Here is a 22,498-nt window from a genome sequence, read left to right on the forward strand (position 1 = left end):
CAGGTCCTAGTCCAGGTCGCCGTGGCGCATGAGCTGGCGCCCGGCCTCGGTGATCGAACCGGAGAGCGACGGGTAAACGGAGAACGTGTAGGCGAGGTCGTCGACGGTCAGCCCGTTCTGCACGGCGAGCGCGATCGGCAGGATCAGCTCGCTCGCCACCGGCGCCACCACCACGCCGCCGATCACCACACCCGTGGCCGGGCGGCAGAACAGCTTCACGAACCCGCGGCGCAGGCCCTGCATCTTGGCGCGCGGGTTTGTCGAGAGCGGCATCATGATCGTGCGTGCCGGCACCTCGCCCGCGTCGATCGCGCGCTGGCTGATGCCCACCGTCGCGATCTCCGGGCGGGTGAACACCGCCGCGGCCACGGTCTTCAGCTTGATCGGCGCCACGCCCTCGCCGAGCGCGTGCCACATCGCGATCCGGCCCTGCATGGCCGCGACCGAGGCGAGCATGAGCACGCCGGTGCAGTCGCCGGCGGCGTAGATGCCGGGCACGCTCGTGCGGGAGACCCGGTCGACCGGGATGAACCCGCCACGGCCCGTCTCGATGCCCACCGACTCCAGCCCGAGATCGGACGTGTTCGGCACCGACCCGACCGTCATCAGCGCGTGCGAACCGCTCACCTGCCGGCCGTCGGCCAGCGTCACGACCACGCCGTCGCCCTCGCGGCGCACCGACTCCGCGCGCGCCTGCGCCAGGATCTCCACACCGCGCGAGGCGAACACGTCCTCCAGCACTGCGGCCGCGTCGGCGTCCTCGCCGGGCAGGACCCGGTCACGGCTGGACACCAGCGTGACCCGGGAGCCCATCTCCACGTAGGCGGACACGAACTCCGCGCCGGTCACCCCGGAACCCACCACGACGAGGTGCTCGGGCAGCTCCTGCAGGTCGTAGAGCTGGCGCCAGGTGAGGATGCGCTCGCCGTCCGGCTTCGCGTCGTCGAGGATCCGCGGCGTGGCGCCCGTCGCGATCAGCACGACGTCGGCAGGCAGCTCCTCGCGGGCGCCGTCGGTCAGCTGCGCCACGACCGTGTGCGGTGCCCGGCTCGACGTCTCGTCGCTGAACGCCGCCGTGCCGCGCAGGATGCGCACGCCCTCCCGCTCGACGCGCGTCCGCACGTCCGCCGACTGCGCCCGGGCCAGCCCCTTCACGCGCTCGTTGACGACCGGGAGATCAACGGCGATCGCCTGCCGGTCGGCGGTGAGTCCCAGATCCGGGGCGCGGTGCAGGTCCACGCGCACCCCGGCGGAGGAGATCAACGTCTTCGACGGCACGCAGTCGTCCAGCACGCACGCGCCGCCCATGCCGTCGCGTTCGACGACGGTGACGTCACTGCCGTGCTGCGCGGCCACCAGCGCCGCCTCGTAGCCGGCCGGGCCGCCGCCCATGATCACGATGCGGGTCACCCACATACCGTACGCATCAGGCAGCGCCGTACCCTGTCCCGGTGCCGCTCTACGCCGCCTACGGGTCGAACATGGACCCGGCGCAGATGAAGGAACGAGCCCCGCACTCGCCGATGGCGGGTACGGGCTGGCTCGTCGGCTGGCGGCTGACCTTCGGGGGCGCCGACTTCGCCTGGGAAGGCGCCCTCTCCACCGTCGTCGAGGACCCGGACTCGCAGGTCTTCGTCGTCCTCTACGACGTCACCGACGCCGACGCCGCCCAGCTCGACCGCTGGGAAGGCGGCGAGCTCGGCCTGCACAAGAAGCTCCGCCTGCGCGTGCACACCCTCGAAGGCGACGTCCTGGCCTGGATCTACGTCCTGGACGACTACGAAGGCGGCCTCCCGAGCCCCCGCTACCTGGGCGTACTGGCGGACGCAGCAGAACAGGCCGGCGCCCCAGACGACTACGTCCAGGCACTGCGCAACCGCCCGAGCGGCTGACCCACCCCGCCCCGCGAGTCCCGCGTTCCGCCGGGCGAGTCCCGCGTTCCGCCGGGCGAGTCTTGCGTTCCACCGGGCGAGTCTTGCGTTCCACCGGGCGAGTCCCGCGTTCCGCCGGGCGAGTCCCGCGTTCCGCCGGATGCCGGTGGTCTGCGATCAGCCGGCGATCGGGCGGCGGATCGACGGGTAGCCGCGGAGGGCGAAGGCGGCCTCGAGTTCGCGCAGGACGCGGTAGAGGGCGCGAATGTCGTGCTTGTCCACTCGGATGACGATCCATCCTCGCTGCCGTAGGTCCGCAGCGCGCGCCTCGTCCTCCTCCGCGCGGCCCACGTGTGCCTCGTAGCCGTCGTACTCGATCGCGATCCGCAGGTCCGGCCATGCCAGGTCCACCCGCCAGAGTCGCCGGCCGTCGAGATCGTGCACCCAGTGGTTGACCTCCGGAACCGGGAATCCCTCTTCGACCAGCACGAGGCGGAGCCGGCTCTCAGGCGGAGACTCGGCGCGGGGTGACGCCAGGACGAGCAACCGCATCGCCCGAACCGTTCCACGGGGATCGGCTCGCGCTGCGATCCGCCGTGCGATCGCGCGCCTGGCCCGTTCATGGTGTTTGCCAGCCATCCGCAGCACTTCGTCCGCGACGGCGATCCCGTCCTGCGGTCTGGACGAGCAGAGCAGGTCGGCCGTGGCTCGCTCCACATTGACGACCCGCAGTCCGCGGAGCTCCACGACGTCGCCGCGCAGGAACCCACCGTGGTGGACGACCAGACCGTTCCGGCTGCGCGTCCCGCACCCGTACGGCAGCAGGATGTGCGTCCGAGAGGAGCGGACCGACCTGCACCCGTGCAGGACGGCAGCCGTCTCGAGTGTGACGACGGCTCGCGGGTCGGTGGTCAGCAGTGCGGCCGCGGCTCTCGTCCAGATGTCGGTGAATCGGGCGGACTCGACGACGACACCTCGCCACAGCGGTCGCAAGGACCCGGTGGCGAGGCCGTTGTCGAGCCATGCCCGGCCGCGAGCGGCCACGAGATCGGACCTGAGGTACGCACCATGCTGGTCAGCCGGACTCTCACCCATGCCGGAACTGTCCCGCAGATCAGCACGTCATGGGGCCGCGGAGATCAACATGTGGATAGCGGCGGGAAATGTGGACAACTCCCCGCAGCACACGAGTTCCGGTCGGTCCGGTCGGTACGATGCGCGGCCGACCGCAGGGCTCGCCCCGCGAAGCGCGCGACTCGCGCCGCGAAACGCGCGACTCGCGCCGCGGAACGCAAGACTCGCCCCGCGGAACGCAAGACTCGCCCCGCGGAACGCGCGACTCGCCCCGCGGAACGCGCGACTCGCCCCGCGGAACGCAAGACTCGCCCCGCGGAACGCAAGACTCGCCCCGCGGAACGCAAGACTCGCCCCGCGGAACGCGCGACTCGCGGAGGGAGTCGCTAGTCGGTCAGGGCCGTCAGGGCCGCGTTCGTCAGGATGCGGACGCCGAAGGGGAGGGCGCGCTCGTCCAAGTCGAACGTGGGCTGGTGGATGTCCTTCATCGGGGCGCCCTCGCCTGCCCACACGCCGAGGCGGGCCATGGCACCCGGGACCTGCTCCAGGTACCAGGCGAAGTCCTCGCCGCCGCTGGACTGCTCGGTGCCGGCGCTGGCGTCGGGGCCGAGGATGGACGCGGCGGAGTCGGCGAGCATGCGCGAGCTCGTCTCGTCGTTGACGACGGGCGGGACGCCGCGCGTGTAGATCAGCTCGTACCCGACGCCGAACGGGGCGAGGACGGACTCGACGATCGCCTTGACGCGCTCTTCGAGCTCGCCCCAGGTGTGCCGGTCGGCGGTGCGCAGGGTGCCGCGCAGGACGCCGTGCTGCGGGATGGCGTTGGCGGCCTCGCCGGCCTGCACGGCGCCCCACACCAGCACGGTGCCCGAGCGCGGGTCGACCTGGCGGGTGAGCAGCAGCGGTAGCTGGCTGATCAGCACCCCGATGGCCTCGACGAGGTCGGCGGTGAGGTGCGGGCGGGCCGTGTGGCCGCCGGGCGAGGTGAGCTTGACCTCGACGATGTCGCACGCCGAGGTGATGGGCCCGACGCGGGTGCCGAGCTTGCCGACCTCCAGCCGCGGGTCGCAGTGCAGCGCGAAGATGCGCTGGACGCCTTCGAGCGCGCCGTCGGCGACCATGTCGATGGCGCCGCCGGGCTGCACCTCCTCCGCCGGCTGGAAGATCAGCCGGACGCGGCCGGGCAGCGCGGGCGCCGACGCGAGCGCGAGGCCGGCGCCGAGCAGCATGGCGGTGTGCGCGTCGTGGCCGCAGGCGTGCATGACGTCGGGCACGGTGGACGCGTACGGCAGGTTGGTGTCCTCCTGCAGCGGCAACGCGTCGAGGTCGGCGCGCAGGGCGACGCAGCGGTCGCCGTAGCCGACGTCGCAGACGAGGCCGGTGCCGCCGGGCAGGGTGCGCGGCTCGAGCCCGACGGCCATGAGCTCGCGGGCGACGAGCGCCGTGGTGCGGTGCTCGGCGCGGCCGAGCTCGGGGTGCGCGTGCAGGGTCCGCCGCCAGGCGACGACGTCGCTGCGGTGCGCGGACAGCCACGAGTCGAGCCAGGCGGGACCGCTGCCTGCGCCCATGTCGACGACCGTCGCGGCACCGGACGCGACGAGATCGGTGTGCGCTTCTAGCAAGGTCACCGCTTCCTACCCCCCGCGGCGGGCACTGCTGTGCTGTCGTGCATCTCCCAATGGTGCTCACCCGGACGGCGGTGTACCAACCGGAAAGAGGCTCTCTCGGGGGTCTTGGCGCCAAGGGGTGGCTGATCTGCTGCGGGCGGGCCCACCCGCCGCGACGAGCGGTGGAGCGGCGTCACACGTTCGGCGTCACCGACCGTTCGTCGCGCACGAGCGGGCAACCGGGGGGTCAAGAGCGTTGGGTGATCGGTGGCTGGTCAGAATGGGTGGCGTGTCCAAGGCCGGAGCCCATGACGAGCCGCAGCGGCGGATCGGTGGTCGCTACCGCCTGTCCGCTCAGCTCGGCAGCGGCGCCATGGGCACGGTCTGGGCGGGCTACGACGAGGTCCTGCAGCGCCGGGTCGCGGTCAAGGAGCTGAAGGTGCCCCCGGGCGTGCCCACGCAGGAGGCGCTCGACATGCGCGAGCGCATCATGCGCGAGGCGCGGGCGCTGGGCGGGCTGTCGCACCCGAACGTCATCACCGTGTTCGACGTCGTCGACGTCGACGGCGAGCCGCTCGTGGTGATGGAGCTGGTGCCGTCGCGGAACCTGGCCGAGCTCATCGGCCAGACCGGCGCGTTGGACGTGCAGCAGGCTGCGGTCGTGGGGTTCGCGACGGCGGGCGGGCTGCGCGCTGCGCACCGGGCCGGCATCACCCACCGCGACGTGAAGCCCGGCAACGTCCTGATCGGCGACGACGGCCGCATCAAGCTCACCGACTTCGGCATCGCCCGCAACGTCGCCGACGCCCCCATGACCAGCGCGGGACTGGTGCTCGGCTCCCCCGCGTACATCGCCCCGGAGGTGGCGGCCGGGCAGGCGGTCACACCGGCCGCCGACCTGTGGGGGCTGGGCGCAACGCTGTTCGCCGCCGTGGAGGGCCGCCCGCCCTACGACGTGCACGGCGACCCGGTGTCCACGATCACCGAGGTGGTCGACGGAGAGGTGCCGCGCCCGCACGGCTCCGGTCCGCTCCAGGACGTCATCGCGGCGCTGATGGTGAAGGACCCGGACGCCCGCATGCCGCTGGAGCAGGTGCGGCTGCGGCTGCGACCGCTGCTGGACGACCCGGACGACCCGTCCTACCCCGCCTCCGCGGACGCGCCGACGATCGCGTCGGCGATCACGCTGCCGGCGCAGGCCGGCCGCCCGGCACCGCGCGCGGTGACGGCCTCGCAGGCTGCCCCGCTGGCGGCCGCGTCCTCGGCGCCGCTGTCGGCCGCGCCCGGCCCGCTGCCGGCGGCGCTCTCGGGGTCGCTGTCGCCCGATCCGGGCCCGCTGCCCGGCGGGTTCGGCACCGGCGGCACCCCGCGCAAGCTGCTCACGGCGGCGAGCCCGGAGCCGGAGTCGTCGGCCGGCCGGACGATCGGGCTGGTGCTGGTCGGGGCGCTGGTCGTGCTGGTGGGGATCGCCGGCGGCTGGACGGCCGTGCGGGCGGCGGGCGGCCAGTCGCCGCTCACCACGCTGAACGTCACCCACGTCTCGGCGCCGACGATCGAGCACCGCGACCAGTACGGGTTCGCCATCCGCGTGCCCACCGGGTGGACGCAGTACCGGGACGAACCGGCGGATCTCCCGCCCACGATCACGTTCGTCTCACCGGACGGCACCGAGGCGCTCAGCATCAAGCCGGCCCCCGACACGAGCACGGCGGTCGCCGCGCCGGGCGCGGAGAACGCGCAGGTCACCCCGGTCGACGGAGGAGCGTCGGAGCTCACCTGGACAGCGGACGCGCGCACGTCGTGGCGGCGCGTCGTGCCGGCCGGCCCCGGCCAGGCCCCGCGCGCGTTCTGGACGATCACCCTGACCGTGCCCAAGGCCGCCGCCGGACCGGCGTCGCGCGACCTGTTCGACCGGCTCGCCGACGGGTTCGTGCCTCCGCGGCAGCCGTGACGCAGGGGCGGCCGGCCCGCACCACATAGGCTGCGCCGCATGAACGCTCCCGACCCCGCTGCGGACGCCCGGGCGGCCGCGGCCGCCATCGCCGAGGCCACCGGACGCGACCGTCACGACGTGGCCGTCGTGCTGGGTTCCGGCTGGCGGCCGGCGGCCGACATGATCGGCACCGCCGAGCACGAGCTCGCGATGGCCGACCTGCCCGGTTTCCTCCCGCCGATCGTCGCCGGCCACGGCGGCACGATCCGGTCGGTGCTGGTCGGGGACCGTGCGGTGCTGATCCTGCTCGGCCGCACGCACCTCTACGAGGGCCGCGGGATCGACGCGGTGGTGCACGGCGTGCGCACGGCGGCCGCGGCCGGTTGCGGCACCATCGTCCTGACGAACGCGGCGGGCGGGCTGCGCGAGGGCATGGCCGTCGGCGACCCGGTGCTGATCTCCGACCACCTGAACCTGACGGCGTCGTCGCCGCTGGTGGGGCCGCGGTTCACCGACCTGACCGACCTGTACTCGCCCGCGCTGCGGAAGACGGCGCAGGAGATCGACCCGTCGCTCGCCGAGGGCGTCTACGCGGGGCTGCCCGGCCCGCACTTCGAGACGCCGGCGGAGATCCGCATGCTGCGCACGATGGGCGCCGACCTGGTGGGCATGTCGACCGTGCTGGAGGCGATCGCGGCGCGCGCCGAGGGCGTGGAGGTGCTGGGGTTGTCGCTGGTCACGAACCTTGCGGCCGGCATGACGGGGGAGCCGCTGAACCACCAGGAGGTGCTGGAGGCGGGTGCCGCAGCGGCCGGTCGGATGGGCGAGCTGCTGCGCGAGCTGGTCGCCCGGTCATGACGCTCGCCCCCGCGCTGCGCGACGCCGCGATGCGCTGGATCGCCGACGATCCCGATCCGGCCACCCGCGACGAGCTGATGCAGGTGCTGGCGGCCGCGATGGGCCGCACCCCGGGCGCCGAGGAGGAGCTGGCCGAGCGGATGGCCGGCCAGCTGCGGTTCGGCACGGCGGGGCTGCGCGGTGTGGTGCGCGCCGGTCCGGCCGGCATGAACGTCGCCGTCGTGCGCCGGGCGACGGCCGGGCTGGCCGCATGGCTGGCCCGCGGTGGCGAGCGCGGTACGGTCGTCGTCGGGCGCGATGCCCGGCACGGCTCGGCGGCGTTCGCCGAGGCCGCGGCCGGGGTGCTGACCGCAGCCGGGTTCACGGTGCGGGTGCTGCCCGGTCCGCTGCCCACTCCCCTGCTGGCGTTCGCGGTGCAGGAGCTGCGTGCGGTGGCGGGCGTGCAGGTGACGGCATCGCACAACCCGCCCGCCGACAACGGCTACAAGGTCTACCTGTCCGACGGCGCTCAGCTGGCGCCGCCGTCCGACGCCGAGATCGAGGCGGCCATCGCCGCCGCCCCGGCCGCGGTGTCGGTGCCGGTCGCCGCCGGCGCGACGCCCGTCGACGTCACCGAGGCCTACTTGGACCGGGTGGCCCGGCTCCCGCGCGGCACCGCGCGCACGCTCCGGGTCGCGCTCACCCCCATGCACGGGGTGGGCGGGGAGACCGCCGTGCTCGCGCTCGCCCGTGCCGGGTTCACCGACGTGCACGTCGTGGCGAGCCAGGCCGCGCCCGACCCGGACTTCCCCACGGTCGCGTTCCCGAACCCGGAGGAGCCGGGCGCCACCGACGAGCTGCTGGCGCTCGCCGCGCGCGTCGACGCCGACCTGGCCGTCGCGCTCGACCCGGACGCGGATCGGTGCGCGCTGGGCGTGCCGACACCCGAGGGCTGGCGGATGCTCTCCGGCGACGAGACCGGCGCGCTGCTCGGCGACCACCTCCTGCGCACCGGCACGTACACCGATCCGCTGGTCGCGACGACGGTGGTCTCCTCGTCGATGCTGCAGCCGATCGCGGCGAGCCACGGTGCCCGCTACGCCGAGACGCTCACCGGCTTCAAGTGGATCGTGCGCGGCGGACCGGGGCTGGTGTACGGGTACGAGGAGGCGCTGGGCTACTGCGTCGACCCCGACACCGTCCGGGACAAGGACGGGATGGCCGCCGCCGTCGTCGCGTGCGACCTGGCCGCCGGGCTGAAGGCGGCGGGCCGCGGCCTGCAGGACCGCCTCGACGAGCTCGCCACGGCCCACGGCGTGCACCTCACCGCCGGGGTGTCGCTGCGGATGGAACCCGCTGCCCGCGATGCGGCAGTCGCTCGGCTGCAGTCGGCGCCGCCGGAGGGATGGACGGTCGAGCGCCCGGCACCGGACGTGCTGCGGCTGCGCCGTCCCGGGGAGCGGCTGGTGATCCGCCCGTCCGGGACCGAGCCGAAGCTGAAGGCGTACCTGCAGGTCGTCGAGCCGGTGCCGGACGCGGCGGGGCTGGCGGCCGCACGCGCGACGGCGACCGAGCGCCTGGCCGCCCTCCGCGCCGAGGTGGAGCGGTTGCTGCAGGGCTGATCCTTCACGCGACTGCCTGGACGAGGACGTCGCGCAGCCGTGCGGCGAAGGCGCTCGGATGCTCGACGAACCCCGCGTGCCCGCCGGGGAACGTTACGACCGACGTACCGCGGATCCGGGCGAGCTCGGCCGCGCTGCGGGGTCCGACGAGTTCCGCGCCGACCTCACCGGCGGCCGGCACGATCCCGACGGGGCAGGCCGCGAGCGCGGCGCGATCGGGCCGGTAGCGGTGCAACGGCAGGGCCACCCGGGCGAGGAACGCCGCACGTGCCGCGTCGAGTCCCGCAGGTGGTGGCCGGCGCCGCGCGGGGTCGCCGGTGCCGGTCAGGTCGCCGAGGAGGTCGACGGCCTCGGTGATGCGCCCCGCGCGGATGCGGTCGTCGATGCCGCGCTGGGCCGCGGCGACGGCATCGCCGACCGCTGCTGGGAGGAGCGCCGGCAGCGGCGGCTCGTGGGCCACCAGCAGCCGCACCCGCTGCGGGTGGCGGATCGCCAGCTCCAGTCCCTGGACGGCGCCGTTGCTCGTTCCCGCGACCAGCGCGGGGCCGGCGGCCACGGCGGCGAGGACGGCTGCGGCGTCGTCGGCGTCCGTCCCGACCTCGACGGCCGCCTCCGGGTCGTCGGCCGGGCTGCCTCCGAGACCGCGCCGGTCGTAGGTCACCACGGTGAACGAGTCCTCGAGCAGCGTGCGGAGCTCCCCGAGCCCGCCGCCGTCCGCCGCCCCGCCGAGCAGGAGGAGCACGGGACCGGAACCGCTCGTGCGGACGCGGAGGCGGGCGCCGGGCACGACGACTGTGTGATCCATGCAGCCACGCTAGCGAAAACTGCGTGCCGCGCAAGTATGCGTGGCACGCTAGAATCGCGTCATGTCCGGACTGCGAGCGCGGAAGCGGCGCGAGACGAGGGACGCGCTCGCGCGCGCCGCGAGGTCACTGGCACTGGAGGTCGGGCCGGCGAACGTCCGCGTCGGCGACATCGCCGATCGCGCCGGCGTCGCTCCCCGCACCTACAACGGCTACTTCAGCAGCAGGGAGGAGGCGATCTGCGCGCTGCACGCCGACCGGGCCGACCGGATCGCGGCCGCACTGCGCGCCCGTCCTGCCGACGAAGGGCTGCACGACGCGCTCACGCAGGCGCTCGCGGCCGAGTTCCTCGGCCCGGAGCCGGACCGCGTCGCGTACCGGCTCATCAGCGGGGACCCGATGCTCCGCGGTGAGTTCCTGAAGGCGCTCGGCACGATCGAAGGGCCGCTCGCCGCCGCCGTCTCCGAGCGGCTCGGCACCGCGGAGGACCATGGGCTCGCGGCTGCCGCCGTGGCCGCCGCGGCGGTCGGGGCAGCCAGGGCCGCGCTGGTCCACTGGCTCGACCAGCGCGGCGACGAGCCCTTCGCCGACGTCGCCGTCCGCGCGCTGGCGGCACTCCGGTTCGCCCCGCACGACGACCCAGGAGCGCGCTGACCGCGTCAGCCGCGGACGCGCTGACGGAGGAAGAGCGCCGCCCGGTCGAGCGCCTCGCCGGCCTCGTCCAGCACGTGGGAGAACGACTGGAACACGTGCGGCACGTTCGCGGTGACGTCGAGGACGACGTCGACCTCCGCGTCGGAGGCGCGGAGGGCGAAGCGGCGGGCGTCGTCGAGGAGGATCTCGTTGGTGCCGACCTGCACGAGGACGAGCGGCAGGCCGGTCAGGTCGGCGGTGACGGCGGGGCTGAGCAGGGGGTCGCGCCGGTCGTGGTCGCCGACGTAGAGGGCGCTCCAGTGGTCGAGCGCGGCCCGGTCGAGCAGCGGGTCCGCGTCCGCCTTGGTCACCAAGGTCTCGCTGCTCCGGGTCGCGTCCACGCCCGACGAGAACGCGACGATCGCCGCCGGCACCGGGAGCCCGGCGTCGCGCGCGGCGAGCGCGCCGGCGATCGTCAGCCCACCGCCTGCGGAGTCCCCGACGAAGGCGACGGACTCGGGTGCGTGTCCCCGTTCGAGGAGTTCCCGATAGGCGGCGACGACGTCCTGCACGTCCGCCGGGAACGGGTGCTCCGGTGCCAACCGGTAGTCCAGCGAGATGCCGGGGATCCCGGTCCGGACGACCAGCCCCGCGGTGAGGCCGAGCGCCGTGCCGGGCGATCCGAACACGTGCGACCCGCCGTGGAGGTAGAGCAGCGTTCCGGAGCCGGTCGGGGCGTCCGGACTGACGCGCAGCGCGGGGCGTCCGCCCAGCGCGGTGTCCTCCACGCGGACACCGCCGGGCACGGGCATCTGGCTCATCATCGTCGCGAAGTCCGCGCGGGTCTCGCCGACGGACGATCCGGAGAGGGTGGCGGCGCCGCGCAGCTGGGTGTCGAGGCGGTCGCGCTGAATCCTGGACATGCCGCTACAGTACATGCCATGGCATGTAATGCTGCGGAAGATCCTGTGGCTCTCGACACGGTCTTCACCGACCTCGTCCGGGTCGAGACGCGGCTCTACAACGCGGTCGGCGAGCGACTGAAGGCGGAGACCGGCATCGGAGCCGGGCACTTCGAGATGCTGCGCTACGTCCGCGACCACCCGGACGCTCGGGTCGCCGACCTGGCCGCCGCGTTCGCCGTCGGCGTCGGGGCGACGAGCAAGATCGTCGACCGGCAGGAGAAGGAGGGCTGGGTGCAGCGCCGGCCGAACCCGGCGAACCGCCGCTCGTCCCTGCTCGCGCTGACGTCCGCGGGCGAAGCGGTCGTGTCCCGGGCCGAGCCCGTCTGGCAGGCGGCGATCCAGGAGCTCCTCGTCGGGTCCGTCACCCCTGGCCAGTTGCAGGCGCTAGCTCTGGCTCTCCACAGCCTGCGCGCCGACCTCGAACGACGCCGCCTGGGCCTGCCCACGGGCTAGTGGCGCGCCGCCAGGTACCGGCCGATCTCCCGGTCGAACATGCGCGCGACCAGCTCGTACCCCGCGGAGTTGGGGTGCAGCCCGTCGGCGACGTCGTCCGTGGCCAGCAGGCTCGACGTGTCGACGAACGTGACCGGGCGGCCCTGCGCGCGCAACGCACTCACCAGCGCGGCCGCGCGCATTGTGAAATCGGCCTTCGCCGCCTGCTTGGTGGCCATGGGGGCCCACACGCCCGCGACGACGACGTACGGGTCGGGCCGCCCGTCCTCGGCGTTCCAGATCGCCGTGAGGAGCTTCTGCAGCCGCGCCGCGACCTCGGCCCCGCTCGCGCCGCGGATCAGGTCGTTCGTGCCCACGTGGAGGAGCACGACGTCCGGGTGGGTGGCGGCGATCCAGCCCGGGGTCGACGGGAGGATCTCCGGGATGATCGTGCCGCCGTGACCTTCGTGGTCGCGGTCCGGCATCCACGCCGGGCCCTGCTGCTGGGAGCCCACGAAGTCGAACGGGACGCCGTCGTCGTTGAGCAGGTTCTCGAGGTAGCCGCGGTAGCCGCCGGTCTCCGGGCTGCGCGCGCCGACGGTGCTGGACGCGCCCAGCGGCATGATCTTCAACGGGGGCCCGCCCGGCATCCCGGCCTGCGCAGCCAGCGGCACCGGCGCCGGCCGCATCGGTTCGTCCGCCATCCAGCCGGCCATCAGAACGCCGGCGCACGCCGTCCAGACGAGCGCGCGCACGGCCCAGCGCAGCCGGGGCCGCCTGGCATGCTCAGCGGCGTGGCCCGCCTCCTGATCGTGCACCACACGCCCTCCCCCGCGACGGCCGACCTGCTCGACGCCGTGGTGCGCGGAGCGAGCGACCCCGACATCCCCGCTGTTGAGATCGTCCGCCGAGCGGCTCTCGTTTCCACCGCCGCCGATCTGCTGGCCGCGGACGGCGTGGTGTTGGGCACCCCGGCGAACATCGGCTACATGTCGGGGGCGTTGAAGCACTGGTTCGACACCGTCTTCTACGTGGTCGCCGACGACACGCGCGGGCTGCCGTTCGGCCTGTGGGTGCACGGCAACCTCGACGTCCGCGGAGCCGTCGACTCGGTCGGCACGATCACCGCCGCGCTGGGCTGGAACCAGGTGGCCGCGACCGTCGAGGTCGTCGGGGAGCCCGACCGGGAGGCGCGCGAGCGCTGCTATGAGCTCGGCGCCACCGTCGCGGCGACGGTGGCCGGCTGATCGCAGGCGGGGAAGCGCACCGCGACGGTCAACCCGCCGCCGGGGTTGGCGGTCACGGTCAGCGCGGCGTCGTGGGCGTCGGCGACCGCGGCGACGATCGACAGGCCGAGGCCGACGCCGGCCCTTCCCTGCATCCGCGCGTCGTCGAGCCTGCGGAAGGGCTGGACGAGGTACTCGACCTGGCCGGGCGGCACGACCGGACCCGTGTTGCGGACACGGAGACCGGACCCGTCGACCTGGACCTGCACCTGCCCGCCGGGGTCGTTGTGCCGGACCGCGTTGTCGAGCAGGTTCCTGACCAGGCGCTCGAGCAGCGCAGCATCCCCGGCGACGACGGCGGGTCGGAGCTCGGCCCGCACCCGCACGTCCGCCGGTTCCGCTTCGTCGATCAGCCGTGCGGTCAACGCGGTCAGGTCGACGGGTTCGCGTCGCTGGAGACCGCGCTGGCTGCGGGCCAGCGTGAGCAGCGCCTCGATGATCGTCTCCTGGTGGTGGTTGTTCTCCAGCAGCCGGACGCACGCTGCCCGCGCGGCAGCGGGATCGGGGTCGGCGAGAGTCACCTCCAGCAGGCTGCGCTCGAACGTCAACGGGCTGCGCAGCTCGTGGGACGCGTTGGCGACGAAGCGCCGCTGCGCCTCGAACGCGGCCTCCAACCGGCCGAGGAGCCCGTCGAACGTGTCGGCGAGATCCGCGATCTCGTCCCGCGGGCCGGCCATCGCCAGCCGCGCGTGGAGGTTCCCCGACGTGATCGCCGTGACCGCGGACGTCATCGTCCGCAGCGGGCGCAGCACCCGTCCTGCGATCAGCCAGGCCAGCCCGGCCGAGACGACGGCCATCAGCAGCAGCCCGATCACCGACGCCACCCGCAGCAGCCACAGGTCGTCCGCCCTGACCTGCACCTCGATGTCCGGCACGTCCGGCAGGTCCATGCCCGGCAGCGCCGGGACGGGCGGTCGCGCGGGCGGCTCGATCCCGAGTCCGGGCAGCGCGTGCGCGACCAGCACGTACGTGACGAGCAGCAGCGCCGCACCGGCGACCAGGAACAGCACGCCGAACCCGGCCGTCAGCCGCGCTCGGAAGCTCCAGCGCGCGACGCTCACGGGATCCGGTACCCGGCCTGCGGCACGGTCTCGACCGTGGGCGGGTCGCCGAGCTTGCGCCGCAACCTGCTGACGGTCACCTTCACCGCGGCGGTGAACGGGTCCGCCGCCTCGTCCCACGCCCGTTCGAGCAGCTCCTCCGCCGACACCACGCGACCATCCGCGCCGAGCAACAGCTCCAGCACCGCGAACTCCTTCGGGCTGAGGTCGAGCCGCCGGCCCGCCCGGCTGGCGACCCGTTGTCCGACGTCCAGGCGCAGGTCGCCGCGCACCAGCACCGGCGGGACCGCGGGTTGGGCACGGCGGGCCAGCGCCCTGATCCGCGCGACGAGCTCGGCGAACGCGAACGGCTTCGGCAGGTAGTCGTCGGCACCGGAGGTCAACCCGTCGACGCGGTCCTCGATCGTCGCGGCGGCGGTCAGCATCAGCACCCGGGACCCGACGCCGGACGCGACGACCGCGCGGCACACGTCGTCGCCGTGCAGGCCGGGCAGGTCGCGGTCGAGCACCACGACGTCGTAGTGGTTCACGGTGATCCGTTCGACCGCGGACGCGCCGTCGCCGACGACGTCGACGGCCATGGTCTCGCGGCGCAGACCGACCGCGAGGGTCTCGGCGAGCTCGCGATGGTCCTCGACGATCAGCACCCGCATCCGCCCAGCTTCACAGGCACCGGGTTGCGGCGAGGTAACAGCGATCGTTCCGCTGCTGCAACCACTCCTCCGGTGCACTCGTCGGCGTACCGACCCACGACACCACAGGAGGACCACGATGCGACTGATCACCACGGCCGTCGGCATGACCCTGCTCGCCGGACTGGCGCTGGCCTCGCCGACCGTCGCCGCGGCCGACACCCCCGCCGAGGACTTCACCGCCTGCGTGCGCACGCACGGCGTCCCCGAGTTCCCGGGCGTGACCGTCACCTCGGACGGGGCGCTGCAGCTGAAGTCGGGTGGCCGGATCGACCCGATCTCGGCCACCTACCGCGATGCCGTCGCCGCGTGCGCGGACCGGTTGCCGGCCGGCACGACGCTGCCCCGGCCGCCGTCCATCGCGGCGCCGACCGTCCCGACGCTCGCCACCCCGGCCGCACCCGCGGCACCGGCGTTGCCCGGCTGATCCCCGCACTCGGGAGGAGCCCGGACCCAACCCGTAGGGTGCGGTGATGGCCCGGCCCAAGGTCCACGACGGTGCACTTCGGGACCGCCTCCTGCGCCGCGCCGGCGAGGTGGTGTCGGCCAGCGGCATCGAGGCGCTCTCGCTGCGCACGCTCGCCCGCGCCTGCGAGACGTCCACCACCGCCGTCTACGCGCTGTTCGGCGGGAAGGACGGCCTGGTGACGGCGCTGTTCGACGAGGCGTTCGCCCGGCTGGCGCGACACCTCGACGCGGTGCCGCGCGGCGTGGACGCGCTGGAGGACCTGGTGCGGGTCGGGCTCGCCTACCGGGCCAGCGCGCTCACCGAGCCGCACCTGTTCGCGCTGATGTTCGGCAGCCGCCCCGGGCTGCCGGTCGCGGCGGCCGCGCGCACCGCGACGGGCACCGCCCTGGGCCCGTTGCGGATGGCGGTGCAACGGGCCGTCGACGAGCGGCTGCTCCGCGCCGACACCGATCCCGCGACGGCGTCGCTCACGCTGTGGACCACGGTGCACGGCTGGGCGGCGCTGCAGCTGCGCGGTTATCTTCCGCCGGGCGCGGACGGGCGGTTGGAGTCCGCGCTGCGGGCGGTGCTGGAGGGATGGCGGGCGCGATGAGGAGGACCCCATGACCCGGGTGCACGCATTCACCGACGATGCGCTGGGCGACCACGACGCCGTCGGGCTCGCCGGTGAGCTGCGCCGCGGCGCCGTGTCGGTCGCCGAGGTGCGTGCCGCCGTGGCGGCCCGCGCGGCCGCCGTGGAGCCGACGCTGCGCGGCATCCAGGTGGACCGCCTCGCCGACCCCGTCACCGGCGCCGCGGACGGCCCGCTCGCCGGGGTGCCGACGTTCGTCAAGGACAACACAGACGTCCAGGGCTGGCCGACCGGCAACGGCTCGGCCGCCTACGTCCCGCGGCCGGCGCCCGCGCACGCCCCTGTGACGAGGCAGATCCTGGCCACCGGCCTGGACGCGCTCGGCAAGTCGCGCATGCCGGAGTTCGGGCTCAACGCGAGCACCGAGTTCACGGGCGCGGAGCCGACCGTCAACCCGTGGGATCCGCGGTACTCCTGCGGCGCCTCGTCCGGTGGCGCCGCCGCGCTCGTCGCGGCCGGGGTGGTGCCGATCGCGCACGCCAACGACGGGGGCGGCTCGATCCGCATCCCTGCTGCGGCCTGCGGGCTCGTCGGGCTCAAGCCGGGGCGCGGCCGGATGGCCCCCAACGCCAACGGCGCGCGGATGCCGATCAACCTCGTCACCGACGGCGTGGTGAGCCGCTCGGTGCGCGACACCGCGGTGTTCCTCGCGGCAGCCGACCGGCACCGCCGCGATCCCGGGCACCCGCCGCTCGGGCTCGTCGAGGGCCCGGCCGCGCGCCGGCTGCGCATCGGCATCGTGCTCGACTCGCCGACCGGCGCCACCGTGGACGCCGACACGCGCGCCACCGTCGAGGACACGGCGCGGGCACTGGAGAAGCTCGGCCACGAGGTCGAACCGACCACGATCGCCATCGACCGCCGGTTCGTCACCGACTTCGTCGACTACTGGAGCATGCTGGCGGCCACCATCGCCCTCGGCGGCCGGTTCGCCTTCGGCACCACCTTCCAGGTCGCCGGGCTCGACCCGTTCACGCGGGGGCTGATCGCCCGCTACAAGCGGGTGGCGCCGCGCACGCCGGCGTTCCTGCGCCGGCTGGCCAGGGTCCGGTACGACTACGCCGCCCTGTTCACCCGCCACGACGTGCTGCTCTCGCCGGTGCTCGCGCACGTCACCCCGGAGCTGGGCTGGCTCAGCCCGACCGTGCCGTTCGACCAGCTGCTCCGCCGCCTCACCGACTACGTCGCGTTCACCCCGCTCAACAACGTGGCCGGGGCACCCGCGATGTCGCTGCCCGTCGGGACGTCGACGGGTGGGCTGCCCATCGGCGTGCACCTGTCCGTCGCGCACGGCGACGAGCGGACGCTGCTGGAGCTGGCCTACGCGCTGGAGGCCGAGCGGCCGTGGCGGCGGATCCAGGACTGACCCGTCACACGGCGCCGAACTGGCGGTCCCCCGCGTCGCCCAGCCCGGGGACGATGTACGCCGAGTCGTTGAGGCGCTCGTCGACGCTCGCCGTCACGACACGGACGGGCAGCCCGCTCTTCTCCAGGTGCGCGATGCCCTCCGGGGCCGCCAGCACGCAGATCGACGTGACGTCGGTGGCGCCGCGGTCGGTGAGCAGCTTGATGGTGTGCACCATCGAGCCGCCGGTCGCGAGCATCGGGTCCAGCACGAACACCGGGCGGCCGGCGAGCGTCTCCGGCAGCGACTCCATGTACGGCGTCGGCTGGTGGGTCTCCTCGTCGCGGGCCAGCCCGACGAACCCCATCTGCGCCTCCGGCATCAGCGCCTGCGCCGCGTCCACCATGCCGAGACCGGCGCGCAGCACCGGCACCAGCAGCGGCGGGTTCGCCAGCCGGTAGCCCGTGGTGCGGGCCACCGGGGTGTGCAGCGGCGCGGTCGCCACCGGCGCGTCGGCGGTGGCCTCGTAGATCAGCATCAGGGTGAGGTCGCGCAGGGCGGCGCGGAAGGTGGCGTTGTCCGTGCGCGCGTCGCGCATCGTGGACAGGCGGGCCTTGGCGAGCGGATGATCGACGACGCGGACGTCCATGACGCGAACCGTAGAGGACCGCCACGCGGCGTCGGCCGCGGTAGGCGGACCGGAAGGATTCCCGTGAACTCAGGGGTTGCGTCGTGGGCTGGTCACCGCCGCCGACGGCGGACGGCCCGGGCAGCGGCTCCCGCGGCACCACGGTCTCCAGCGCGAGCCGGCCGCCGGGGCGCAGATGGGTGGCCGCGTCGGCGAACAACCGCACCTGGTCGTCCTGCGAACCCAGCGCGAAGATCGAGTTGAACGCGACGAACTGCGGCCCAGCTCGTCGAAGACGTCGGCCCAGCCCTCGCCGTAGCGGCGCGCGTCGAAGGCGTCCATGGCGGTGTCCACCCCACTGCGCGCCGGGGTCGGCCCGATCGTTTCGGGCATGGGCGAAAGGTTCCGTGCTCTCGGGGGTTCAGTTTGCTGATCATGGGCAGAACGTGGGCGAACGATCTTCTTGGGAACGGTTAGCCCATGATCGGCGAAGGCTGGGGGTGGTGTGGCTCGCGTGCGCCGCGGCGGGCGGCGCGGCGGCGGGGGGCGCGGCGGCGGGCGGCGCGGCGACCGGCCGGCCCCGACCCCGGCCCACGCGCGCCGATCAAGGGCAAAAGGTCGCTCGCCGGGCGCCCCGAACGACCTTTTGCCCTTGATCACCGTCCCTGCGGGGGCGGGTGACCGCGGCGGCCGCGGCCCTGGCCCGCGATCATGGGCAAACCGCGGTCAAACGATCTCCGCCAGCAACAGTTTGCCCATGATCGGCGCAGCCCGGTCCACGCGCGCCCGATACGGCCGCGAAGCGGCGCCCAGCGACCCGCTATCGGTCGCGCGGCCGCGCGTTGCCGGCGGACAGCTGCTCGCGCACCTGGTCGACGTCCCAGCGATGGTCGCCGCCGACGTCGTCAGAACCAGCCGGCCGCCGTCCGGACGTGTCAGCCGACGGCTGCGCGCTCCCGGTCGTCGTACGCCGCGCGGGCCTCGGCGATCTGGATCTGGTGCTCCTCCGTCCACACGACGAGTGCCTGGACGGTGCGGTGCAGCGTCGCGCCCATCGGGGTGAGGGCGTAGTCGACCCGGGGTGGGACGACGGGGTGGACGGTCCGGCGGACGAGCCCGTCGCGCTCCAGCTGCCGCAGGGTGACGGTGAGCATCCGCTGGCTGACCCCGTCGATGGCGCGGCGCAGCTCGGTGAACCGCATCGACCGCGACTCCAGCAGCGCGATCACGAGCAGCGACCACTTGTCGGCGATGCGGTCGAGGATCTGGCGGACCTGGCAGTCCTCGCGGGTGTCCCACTGGTGCGGGTCCCACGGCTCGGTCACCGCGCAGGAACCGGGTTCCTCGGAAGTGCCTTCTTCCACGACGGTTGATGGTGACAGATCATGTGGTCAGTTACCAGAAGGAACCAAGGGGGATGCAGTGGCGGTGTCCGTGGCCGAGCAGAGCCTGCGCAGGTGGGCTGTGCTGGCGGTGCTGTGTGGAGCGATCTTCCTCGAGGGGATCGACGTCTCGATGATGGGAGTTGCGCTGCCCGCGATGCGCGCCGAGCTGGGGCTCGGCACGGCGGAGCTGCAGTGGGTGGTGAGCGGTTACGTGCTCGGCTACGGCGGGTTCGTGCTGCTCGGCGGGCGGGCCGCCGACTTGCTAGGCAGGCGGCGGATGTTCCTCGCCTGGTTGGTGGTGTTCGTGGCGTTCTCCGGCCTGGGCGGGCTCGCCACGGAACCCTGGATGCTGATCGTGGCCAGGTTCGCGACGGGCGTGGCCGCCGCGTTCCTCACCCCCGCCGGCCTCTCGATCATCCTGACGCTGTTCGCGCAGGGCGCCGAGCGCAACCGCGCGATGCTCGTCTACGCGGGCGTCGGGGCCGGCGGCTTCTCGCTCGGCATGGTGGCCGGCGGGTTGCTGACCGCGCTGGGTTGGCGATGGGTGTTCTTCGCTCCGGTGCTGCTCGCAGCGGCGCTGCTGGGCGCGTCGGCCGTGCTGCTCCCCCGCGACGGCGCGGCGCCCACACGGCTGCGCGACCTCGACCTGGCCGGCGCCGCCACCCTGACCACCGGGATGCTCGCGCTCGTGCTCGGCATCGTGCACGCGCCGGATGTGTCGCCCCTCGTCACCATCGGCACGCTCGCCGTCGCCGCCGCACTGCTGACCGCGTTCGTGCTCGTCGAGCGCCGGTCGCGGACGCCGCTGATGCGGCTGGGCATCCTGCGCAGCGCGGCGCTGGTGCGCGCCAACCTCGGCGCGGCGGCGCTGGTCGGGCCGATGATGGGGTTCCAGTTCGTGGTCGTGCTGTACCTGCAGGAACTGCGCGGCTGGACGTCCGTCGAGACGGGGCTCGCCCTGGCCGTCGCCGGCATCGACGCGGTGCTCGCGCCGACGCTGACGCCGCTGCTCGTCCGCCGGTTCGGCGTGCTGCCGGTGGCCGCCGCGGGGCTCACCTCGGCCGTCGGCTCCTACCTGGCGTTCACCCCGCTGCGACCGGACTGGGGGTTCGTCGACGTCCTCCCGTCGATGGTGCTGCTCGGCATCGCGTTCACCCTCGCCTACGGACCACTGTCGATCGCCGCGACGGACGGCGCCGCCGAGAGCGAGGAAGGGCTGGCCAGCGCGCTGCTCACGATGTCGTTCCAGTTCGGCACCGCGATCGGCCTCGCCGTCGTGACGGCCGTCGTGGTGGCCGCCGACGCGACGCTCACGGTCGAGGCCCTGCGCGCGGGCCTCTGGGTGGCGATCGCCGGCGCAGTGCTCGGCGCGGTGGTGGTGGCGAGCGGTATCCGGCGCCGAGTACCCGCACCGGCCTGAGCCTTCCCCTACCGCACGAACCGGACGATCTCCGCGGCCAGCGCCGGGCCGGCGTCCTCCTGGAGGAAGTGTCCGGCGCCGGTGATGGTCGGGTGCTCCCGACCGGCGGCGCCGGGCAGGGCCTGCAGCAGCGGGAGCATGGGCGCGGTGATCGGGTCGCCGTCGCTGAACGCGCAGAGCAGCGGCACGTCGAGCTCGCGCAGGACGTCCCACGCCGCCCGGTTCGGGACGGTGGCGGGGTCGTCGGGCCGCGTCGGCAGGATCGTCGGCATCGCCCGCGGCCCGGCCTTGAACGTCTCGTCCGGGAACGGCGCGTCGTAGGCGGCCAACGTGGCCGCGGACAGCGGCGTCCTGCAGCCCGAGCGCACGAGCCGGGCGACGTCGAGCACCTCCGCCGTCTCGACGGCCCGCCGGAACCGCCACCACACCTCGGGCATGTCCCGGTCGCCGGTCGGCAGGCCCGTGTTCGCGGCGACGCACGCCGCGAACCGCTCGGGGTGCTCGGCGAGCAGGCGCAACCCGATCAGCCCGCCCCAGTCCTGCCCGACGACGGTCACGCCCTGCAGGTCCAGCACGTCGAACGCGAGGGCACGCACCCACTCGACGTGCCGCGCGTAGCTGTGGTCCCCGCGATCCGCAGGCTTGTCGGAGCGGCCGAACCCGACGAGGTCGGGCGCGATCGCGCGCAGCCCGGCCGCCGCGAGCACCGGCAGCATCGTCCGGTACAGGAACGACCAGGTCGGTTCGCCGTGCAACAGCAGCACCGGCGGTCCGTCGTCGGGCCCGTCTGCCACCCACGCCATGCGCAGGGTGCCCCCGTCGGGATCGGGGACCTCGGCGTACTGCGGCGCCCAGGGGAAGTCCGGGAGATCGGCGAATCGCTCGTCGGGGGTGCGGAGGATGCGCATCGGTCGATCCTCCCAGCCCGGCCGCGCACCGCGGGTTGATCACCTACCGCGATCAGTGCGACCGCAGCGACACGCGGCCGGACCACGCCGCCAGGACCGCTCGCGAAGGACCGGCGGGCCGTCCGAGCGGCTCACGAACCGATCACCCGGTTGATCACGATGAGTACTGACATCACCACAGAACTCGCACGAACGCGTCGATGCAGAACGCAACGTCCGGCATCGAGCACGCCAGGTGACCGCTGAGATCTTTCACCCTGACCCGAACGGGTGGTCTGGACCAAACACTGTGACGCCGGAGGGCCCGCCGACGCTGTACTACATGACCAGGAGGTGATCCGGTGCCGGAGAACTCGACATCCGACGAGGCGACGCTCGTTGCCGCGGCGGAGAAGCTCACGCAATGCGACGGATACGTCGTTCTCGCCGTAGACCCACAGACCGGCGAGGTCGACGCACACGGGCCCTTCGACGGGCTCACCGCCACCATCAAAGCTGATCAACTGCGCCGCGACTTCGACCGCGGTGGACTGGAAGACGTGACCGTGGGGGTCGTCCGGCTGCACTCTGCTTAATTGCCTCCGCTCCGCTCCGGCGGCCCGAAAGTTGTGCTCGCTCCGCTCCCACAACTTTCGGGGTGCGGGTGAGACCTCCCCGGGACGCGACTCCCCCTCCCGGGGGTGCGGGCGAGACCTCCCGGAACGCGACTCCCCACCGGGCGGTGCGGGGCGAAACCTCCGCGGAACCCGACTCCCCCTCCCGGGGTGCGGGCGACACCTCCCGGAACGCGACTCCCCTCCGGGGGCGCGGTCGAGACCTCCCCGGAACACGACTCCCCCACCGGGGGCGCGCGACCAACGCTCGGACGCCACGCCTCGCCGTCCACAAGCTCCCGC

23 protein-coding genes are annotated in these 22,498 nt (G+C 73.9%); 12 read left to right on the top strand and 11 right to left on the bottom strand.

What is annotated here, in order from left to right; all coding sequences use genetic code 11:
* Window positions 1–6 precede the first annotated feature (6 nt).
* Window positions 7–1,410: an NAD(P)H-quinone dehydrogenase gene (locus tag ACQEVB_RS02835; RefSeq protein ID WP_432964486.1), complete on the bottom strand. Its 1,404-nt coding sequence runs from the start codon at window positions 1,408–1,410 to the stop codon at window positions 7–9.
* 41 nt (window positions 1,411–1,451) lie between these two features.
* On the opposite strand from ACQEVB_RS02835, the gene ACQEVB_RS02840 reads away from it, so the two are divergent.
* Window positions 1,452–1,892: a gamma-glutamylcyclotransferase gene (locus ACQEVB_RS02840; RefSeq protein WP_432964489.1), complete on the top strand. Its 441-nt coding sequence runs from the start codon at window positions 1,452–1,454 to the stop codon at window positions 1,890–1,892.
* Between the two features lie 156 nt (window positions 1,893–2,048).
* On the opposite strand, the gene ACQEVB_RS02845 is transcribed toward ACQEVB_RS02840, so the two are convergent.
* Together ACQEVB_RS02845 and ACQEVB_RS02850 are read right to left on the bottom strand one after the other, a co-directional pair.
* Window positions 2,049–2,618 (bottom strand): endonuclease domain-containing protein, encoded by a 570-nt coding sequence (locus tag ACQEVB_RS02845; protein ID WP_432964492.1) that lies wholly within the window; start codon window positions 2,616–2,618, stop codon window positions 2,049–2,051.
* Between the two features lie 713 nt (window positions 2,619–3,331).
* The gene (locus tag ACQEVB_RS02850) at window positions 3,332–4,513 is read right to left on the bottom strand and encodes a M20 family metallopeptidase (RefSeq protein WP_432980088.1); all 1,182 of its coding nucleotides are present in this window, start codon (window positions 4,511–4,513) and stop codon (window positions 3,332–3,334) included.
* 328 nt (window positions 4,514–4,841) lie between these two features.
* Between ACQEVB_RS02850 and ACQEVB_RS02855 the strand changes: the two genes are divergently transcribed.
* Genes ACQEVB_RS02855 through ACQEVB_RS02865 form a run of 3 tightly spaced genes read left to right on the top strand, consistent with a single transcriptional unit; the run spans window position 4,842 to window position 8,944 of the window.
* Window positions 4,842–6,503, top strand: a complete 1,662-nt coding sequence (locus tag ACQEVB_RS02855) for a serine/threonine-protein kinase (RefSeq protein ID WP_432964495.1) — start codon at window positions 4,842–4,844, stop codon at window positions 6,501–6,503.
* Window positions 6,504–6,542: 39 nt separating this feature from the next.
* Window positions 6,543–7,343, top strand: coding sequence for a purine-nucleoside phosphorylase (locus tag ACQEVB_RS02860; RefSeq protein WP_432964498.1), 801 nt, complete (start codon window positions 6,543–6,545; stop codon window positions 7,341–7,343).
* Complete coding sequence (locus ACQEVB_RS02865) at window positions 7,340–8,944, top strand: phospho-sugar mutase (protein WP_432964501.1); 1,605 nt, start codon at window positions 7,340–7,342, stop codon at window positions 8,942–8,944. The genes ACQEVB_RS02860 and ACQEVB_RS02865 overlap by 4 nt, the downstream gene beginning before the upstream one ends.
* A 4-nt stretch (window positions 8,945–8,948) precedes the next feature.
* Here ACQEVB_RS02865 and ACQEVB_RS02870 read toward each other — a convergent pair whose 3' ends face one another.
* On the bottom strand, window positions 8,949–9,749 hold the full coding sequence (locus tag ACQEVB_RS02870; RefSeq protein WP_432964504.1) for an alpha/beta fold hydrolase: 801 nt from the start codon (window positions 9,747–9,749) through the stop codon (window positions 8,949–8,951).
* Between the two features lie 61 nt (window positions 9,750–9,810).
* On the opposite strand from ACQEVB_RS02870, the gene ACQEVB_RS02875 reads away from it, so the two are divergent.
* Complete coding sequence (locus ACQEVB_RS02875) at window positions 9,811–10,401, top strand: TetR/AcrR family transcriptional regulator (protein WP_432964507.1); 591 nt, start codon at window positions 9,811–9,813, stop codon at window positions 10,399–10,401.
* Window positions 10,402–10,406: 5 nt separating this feature from the next.
* On the opposite strand, the gene ACQEVB_RS02880 is transcribed toward ACQEVB_RS02875, so the two are convergent.
* On the bottom strand, window positions 10,407–11,303 hold the full coding sequence (locus ACQEVB_RS02880; RefSeq protein WP_432964510.1) for an alpha/beta hydrolase: 897 nt from the start codon (window positions 11,301–11,303) through the stop codon (window positions 10,407–10,409).
* A gap of 45 nt (window positions 11,304–11,348) precedes the next feature.
* Between ACQEVB_RS02880 and ACQEVB_RS02885 the strand changes: the two genes are divergently transcribed.
* Window positions 11,349–11,798 carry a MarR family winged helix-turn-helix transcriptional regulator gene (locus ACQEVB_RS02885; protein WP_432964513.1) on the top strand — a complete coding sequence of 150 codons (450 nt, stop codon included), beginning with the start codon at window positions 11,349–11,351 and terminating at the stop codon, window positions 11,796–11,798.
* Here the strand turns inward: ACQEVB_RS02885 and ACQEVB_RS02890 are convergent.
* A complete protein-coding gene (locus ACQEVB_RS02890) occupies window positions 11,795–12,595 on the bottom strand; it encodes a GDSL-type esterase/lipase family protein (protein ID WP_432964516.1) in 801 nt (266 codons plus the stop codon). The two genes, ACQEVB_RS02885 and ACQEVB_RS02890, sit on opposite strands and share 4 nt — an antisense overlap.
* Between ACQEVB_RS02890 and ACQEVB_RS02895 the strand changes: the two genes are divergently transcribed.
* A complete protein-coding gene (locus ACQEVB_RS02895) occupies window positions 12,572–13,024 on the top strand; it encodes a flavodoxin family protein (protein WP_432964519.1) in 453 nt (150 codons plus the stop codon). The genes ACQEVB_RS02890 and ACQEVB_RS02895 overlap by 24 nt on opposite strands.
* On the opposite strand, the gene ACQEVB_RS02900 is transcribed toward ACQEVB_RS02895, so the two are convergent.
* Together ACQEVB_RS02900 and ACQEVB_RS02905 are read right to left on the bottom strand one after the other, a co-directional pair.
* Window positions 12,982–14,124 (bottom strand): sensor histidine kinase, encoded by a 1,143-nt coding sequence (locus tag ACQEVB_RS02900; RefSeq protein WP_432964522.1) that lies wholly within the window; start codon window positions 14,122–14,124, stop codon window positions 12,982–12,984. The two genes, ACQEVB_RS02895 and ACQEVB_RS02900, sit on opposite strands and share 43 nt — an antisense overlap.
* Window positions 14,121–14,777, bottom strand: a complete 657-nt coding sequence (locus ACQEVB_RS02905; RefSeq protein ID WP_432964525.1) for a response regulator transcription factor — start codon at window positions 14,775–14,777, stop codon at window positions 14,121–14,123. Before ACQEVB_RS02905 ends, ACQEVB_RS02900 begins: the two co-directional genes overlap by 4 nt.
* Window positions 14,778–14,895: 118 nt before the next feature.
* Here ACQEVB_RS02905 and ACQEVB_RS02910 point away from each other — a divergent pair, with 118 nt between their 5' ends.
* Genes ACQEVB_RS02910 through ACQEVB_RS02920 form a run of 3 tightly spaced genes read left to right on the top strand, consistent with a single transcriptional unit; the run spans window position 14,896 to window position 17,282 of the window.
* Window positions 14,896–15,243 (top strand): hypothetical protein, encoded by a 348-nt coding sequence (locus ACQEVB_RS02910; protein ID WP_432964528.1) that lies wholly within the window; start codon window positions 14,896–14,898, stop codon window positions 15,241–15,243.
* Between the two features lie 46 nt (window positions 15,244–15,289).
* Complete coding sequence (locus ACQEVB_RS02915; RefSeq protein WP_432964531.1) at window positions 15,290–15,877, top strand: TetR/AcrR family transcriptional regulator; 588 nt, start codon at window positions 15,290–15,292, stop codon at window positions 15,875–15,877.
* A gap of 10 nt (window positions 15,878–15,887) precedes the next feature.
* Window positions 15,888–17,282 carry an amidase gene (locus ACQEVB_RS02920; RefSeq protein ID WP_432964534.1) on the top strand — a complete coding sequence of 465 codons (1,395 nt, stop codon included), beginning with the start codon at window positions 15,888–15,890 and terminating at the stop codon, window positions 17,280–17,282.
* A gap of 4 nt (window positions 17,283–17,286) precedes the next feature.
* On the opposite strand, the gene upp is transcribed toward ACQEVB_RS02920, so the two are convergent.
* Window positions 17,287–17,910, bottom strand: a complete 624-nt coding sequence (upp, locus tag ACQEVB_RS02925; protein WP_432964537.1) for a uracil phosphoribosyltransferase — start codon at window positions 17,908–17,910, stop codon at window positions 17,287–17,289.
* Between the two features lie 914 nt (window positions 17,911–18,824).
* A complete protein-coding gene (locus ACQEVB_RS02930; RefSeq protein WP_432964540.1) occupies window positions 18,825–19,253 on the bottom strand; it encodes a winged helix-turn-helix transcriptional regulator in 429 nt (142 codons plus the stop codon).
* A 58-nt stretch (window positions 19,254–19,311) separates the two neighbouring features.
* On the opposite strand from ACQEVB_RS02930, the gene ACQEVB_RS02935 reads away from it, so the two are divergent.
* Window positions 19,312–20,694, top strand: a complete 1,383-nt coding sequence (locus tag ACQEVB_RS02935) for an MFS transporter (protein WP_432964543.1) — start codon at window positions 19,312–19,314, stop codon at window positions 20,692–20,694.
* Window positions 20,695–20,702: 8 nt separating this feature from the next.
* On the opposite strand, the gene ACQEVB_RS02940 is transcribed toward ACQEVB_RS02935, so the two are convergent.
* On the bottom strand, window positions 20,703–21,602 hold the full coding sequence (locus tag ACQEVB_RS02940) for a haloalkane dehalogenase (protein WP_432964546.1): 900 nt from the start codon (window positions 21,600–21,602) through the stop codon (window positions 20,703–20,705).
* Between the two features lie 341 nt (window positions 21,603–21,943).
* On the opposite strand from ACQEVB_RS02940, the gene ACQEVB_RS02945 reads away from it, so the two are divergent.
* A complete protein-coding gene (locus ACQEVB_RS02945; RefSeq protein ID WP_432964549.1) occupies window positions 21,944–22,177 on the top strand; it encodes a hypothetical protein in 234 nt (77 codons plus the stop codon).
* Window positions 22,178–22,498 lie beyond the last annotated feature (321 nt).

The organism is Pseudonocardia sp. CA-107938 (assembly GCF_050936315.1).
Lineage (GTDB): Bacteria > Actinomycetota > Actinomycetes > Mycobacteriales > Pseudonocardiaceae > Pseudonocardia.

Bases quoted from the DNA above. Each gene is read 5' to 3' on its own strand.
- ACQEVB_RS02850 (WP_432980088.1), bottom strand. From the start codon at position 4,513: ATGGGCGCAGGCAGCGGTCCCGCCTGGCTCGACTCGTGGCTGTCCGCG.
- ACQEVB_RS02860 (WP_432964498.1), top strand. From the start codon at position 6,543: ATGAACGCTCCCGACCCCGCTGCGGACGCCCGGGCGGCCGCGGCCGCC.
- ACQEVB_RS02865 (WP_432964501.1), top strand. From the start codon at position 7,340: ATGACGCTCGCCCCCGCGCTGCGCGACGCCGCGATGCGCTGGATCGCC.
- ACQEVB_RS02870 (WP_432964504.1), bottom strand. From the start codon at position 9,749: ATGGATCACACAGTCGTCGTGCCCGGCGCCCGCCTCCGCGTCCGCACG.
- ACQEVB_RS02875 (WP_432964507.1), top strand. From the start codon at position 9,811: ATGTCCGGACTGCGAGCGCGGAAGCGGCGCGAGACGAGGGACGCGCTC.
- ACQEVB_RS02880 (WP_432964510.1), bottom strand. From the start codon at position 11,303: ATGTCCAGGATTCAGCGCGACCGCCTCGACACCCAGCTGCGCGGCGCC.
- ACQEVB_RS02905 (WP_432964525.1), bottom strand. From the start codon at position 14,777: ATGCGGGTGCTGATCGTCGAGGACCATCGCGAGCTCGCCGAGACCCTC.
- ACQEVB_RS02910 (WP_432964528.1), top strand. From the start codon at position 14,896: ATGCGACTGATCACCACGGCCGTCGGCATGACCCTGCTCGCCGGACTG.
- ACQEVB_RS02915 (WP_432964531.1), top strand. From the start codon at position 15,290: ATGGCCCGGCCCAAGGTCCACGACGGTGCACTTCGGGACCGCCTCCTG.
- ACQEVB_RS02920 (WP_432964534.1), top strand. From the start codon at position 15,888: ATGACCCGGGTGCACGCATTCACCGACGATGCGCTGGGCGACCACGAC.
- upp (WP_432964537.1), bottom strand. From the start codon at position 17,910: ATGGACGTCCGCGTCGTCGATCATCCGCTCGCCAAGGCCCGCCTGTCC.
- ACQEVB_RS02940 (WP_432964546.1), bottom strand. From the start codon at position 21,602: ATGCGCATCCTCCGCACCCCCGACGAGCGATTCGCCGATCTCCCGGAC.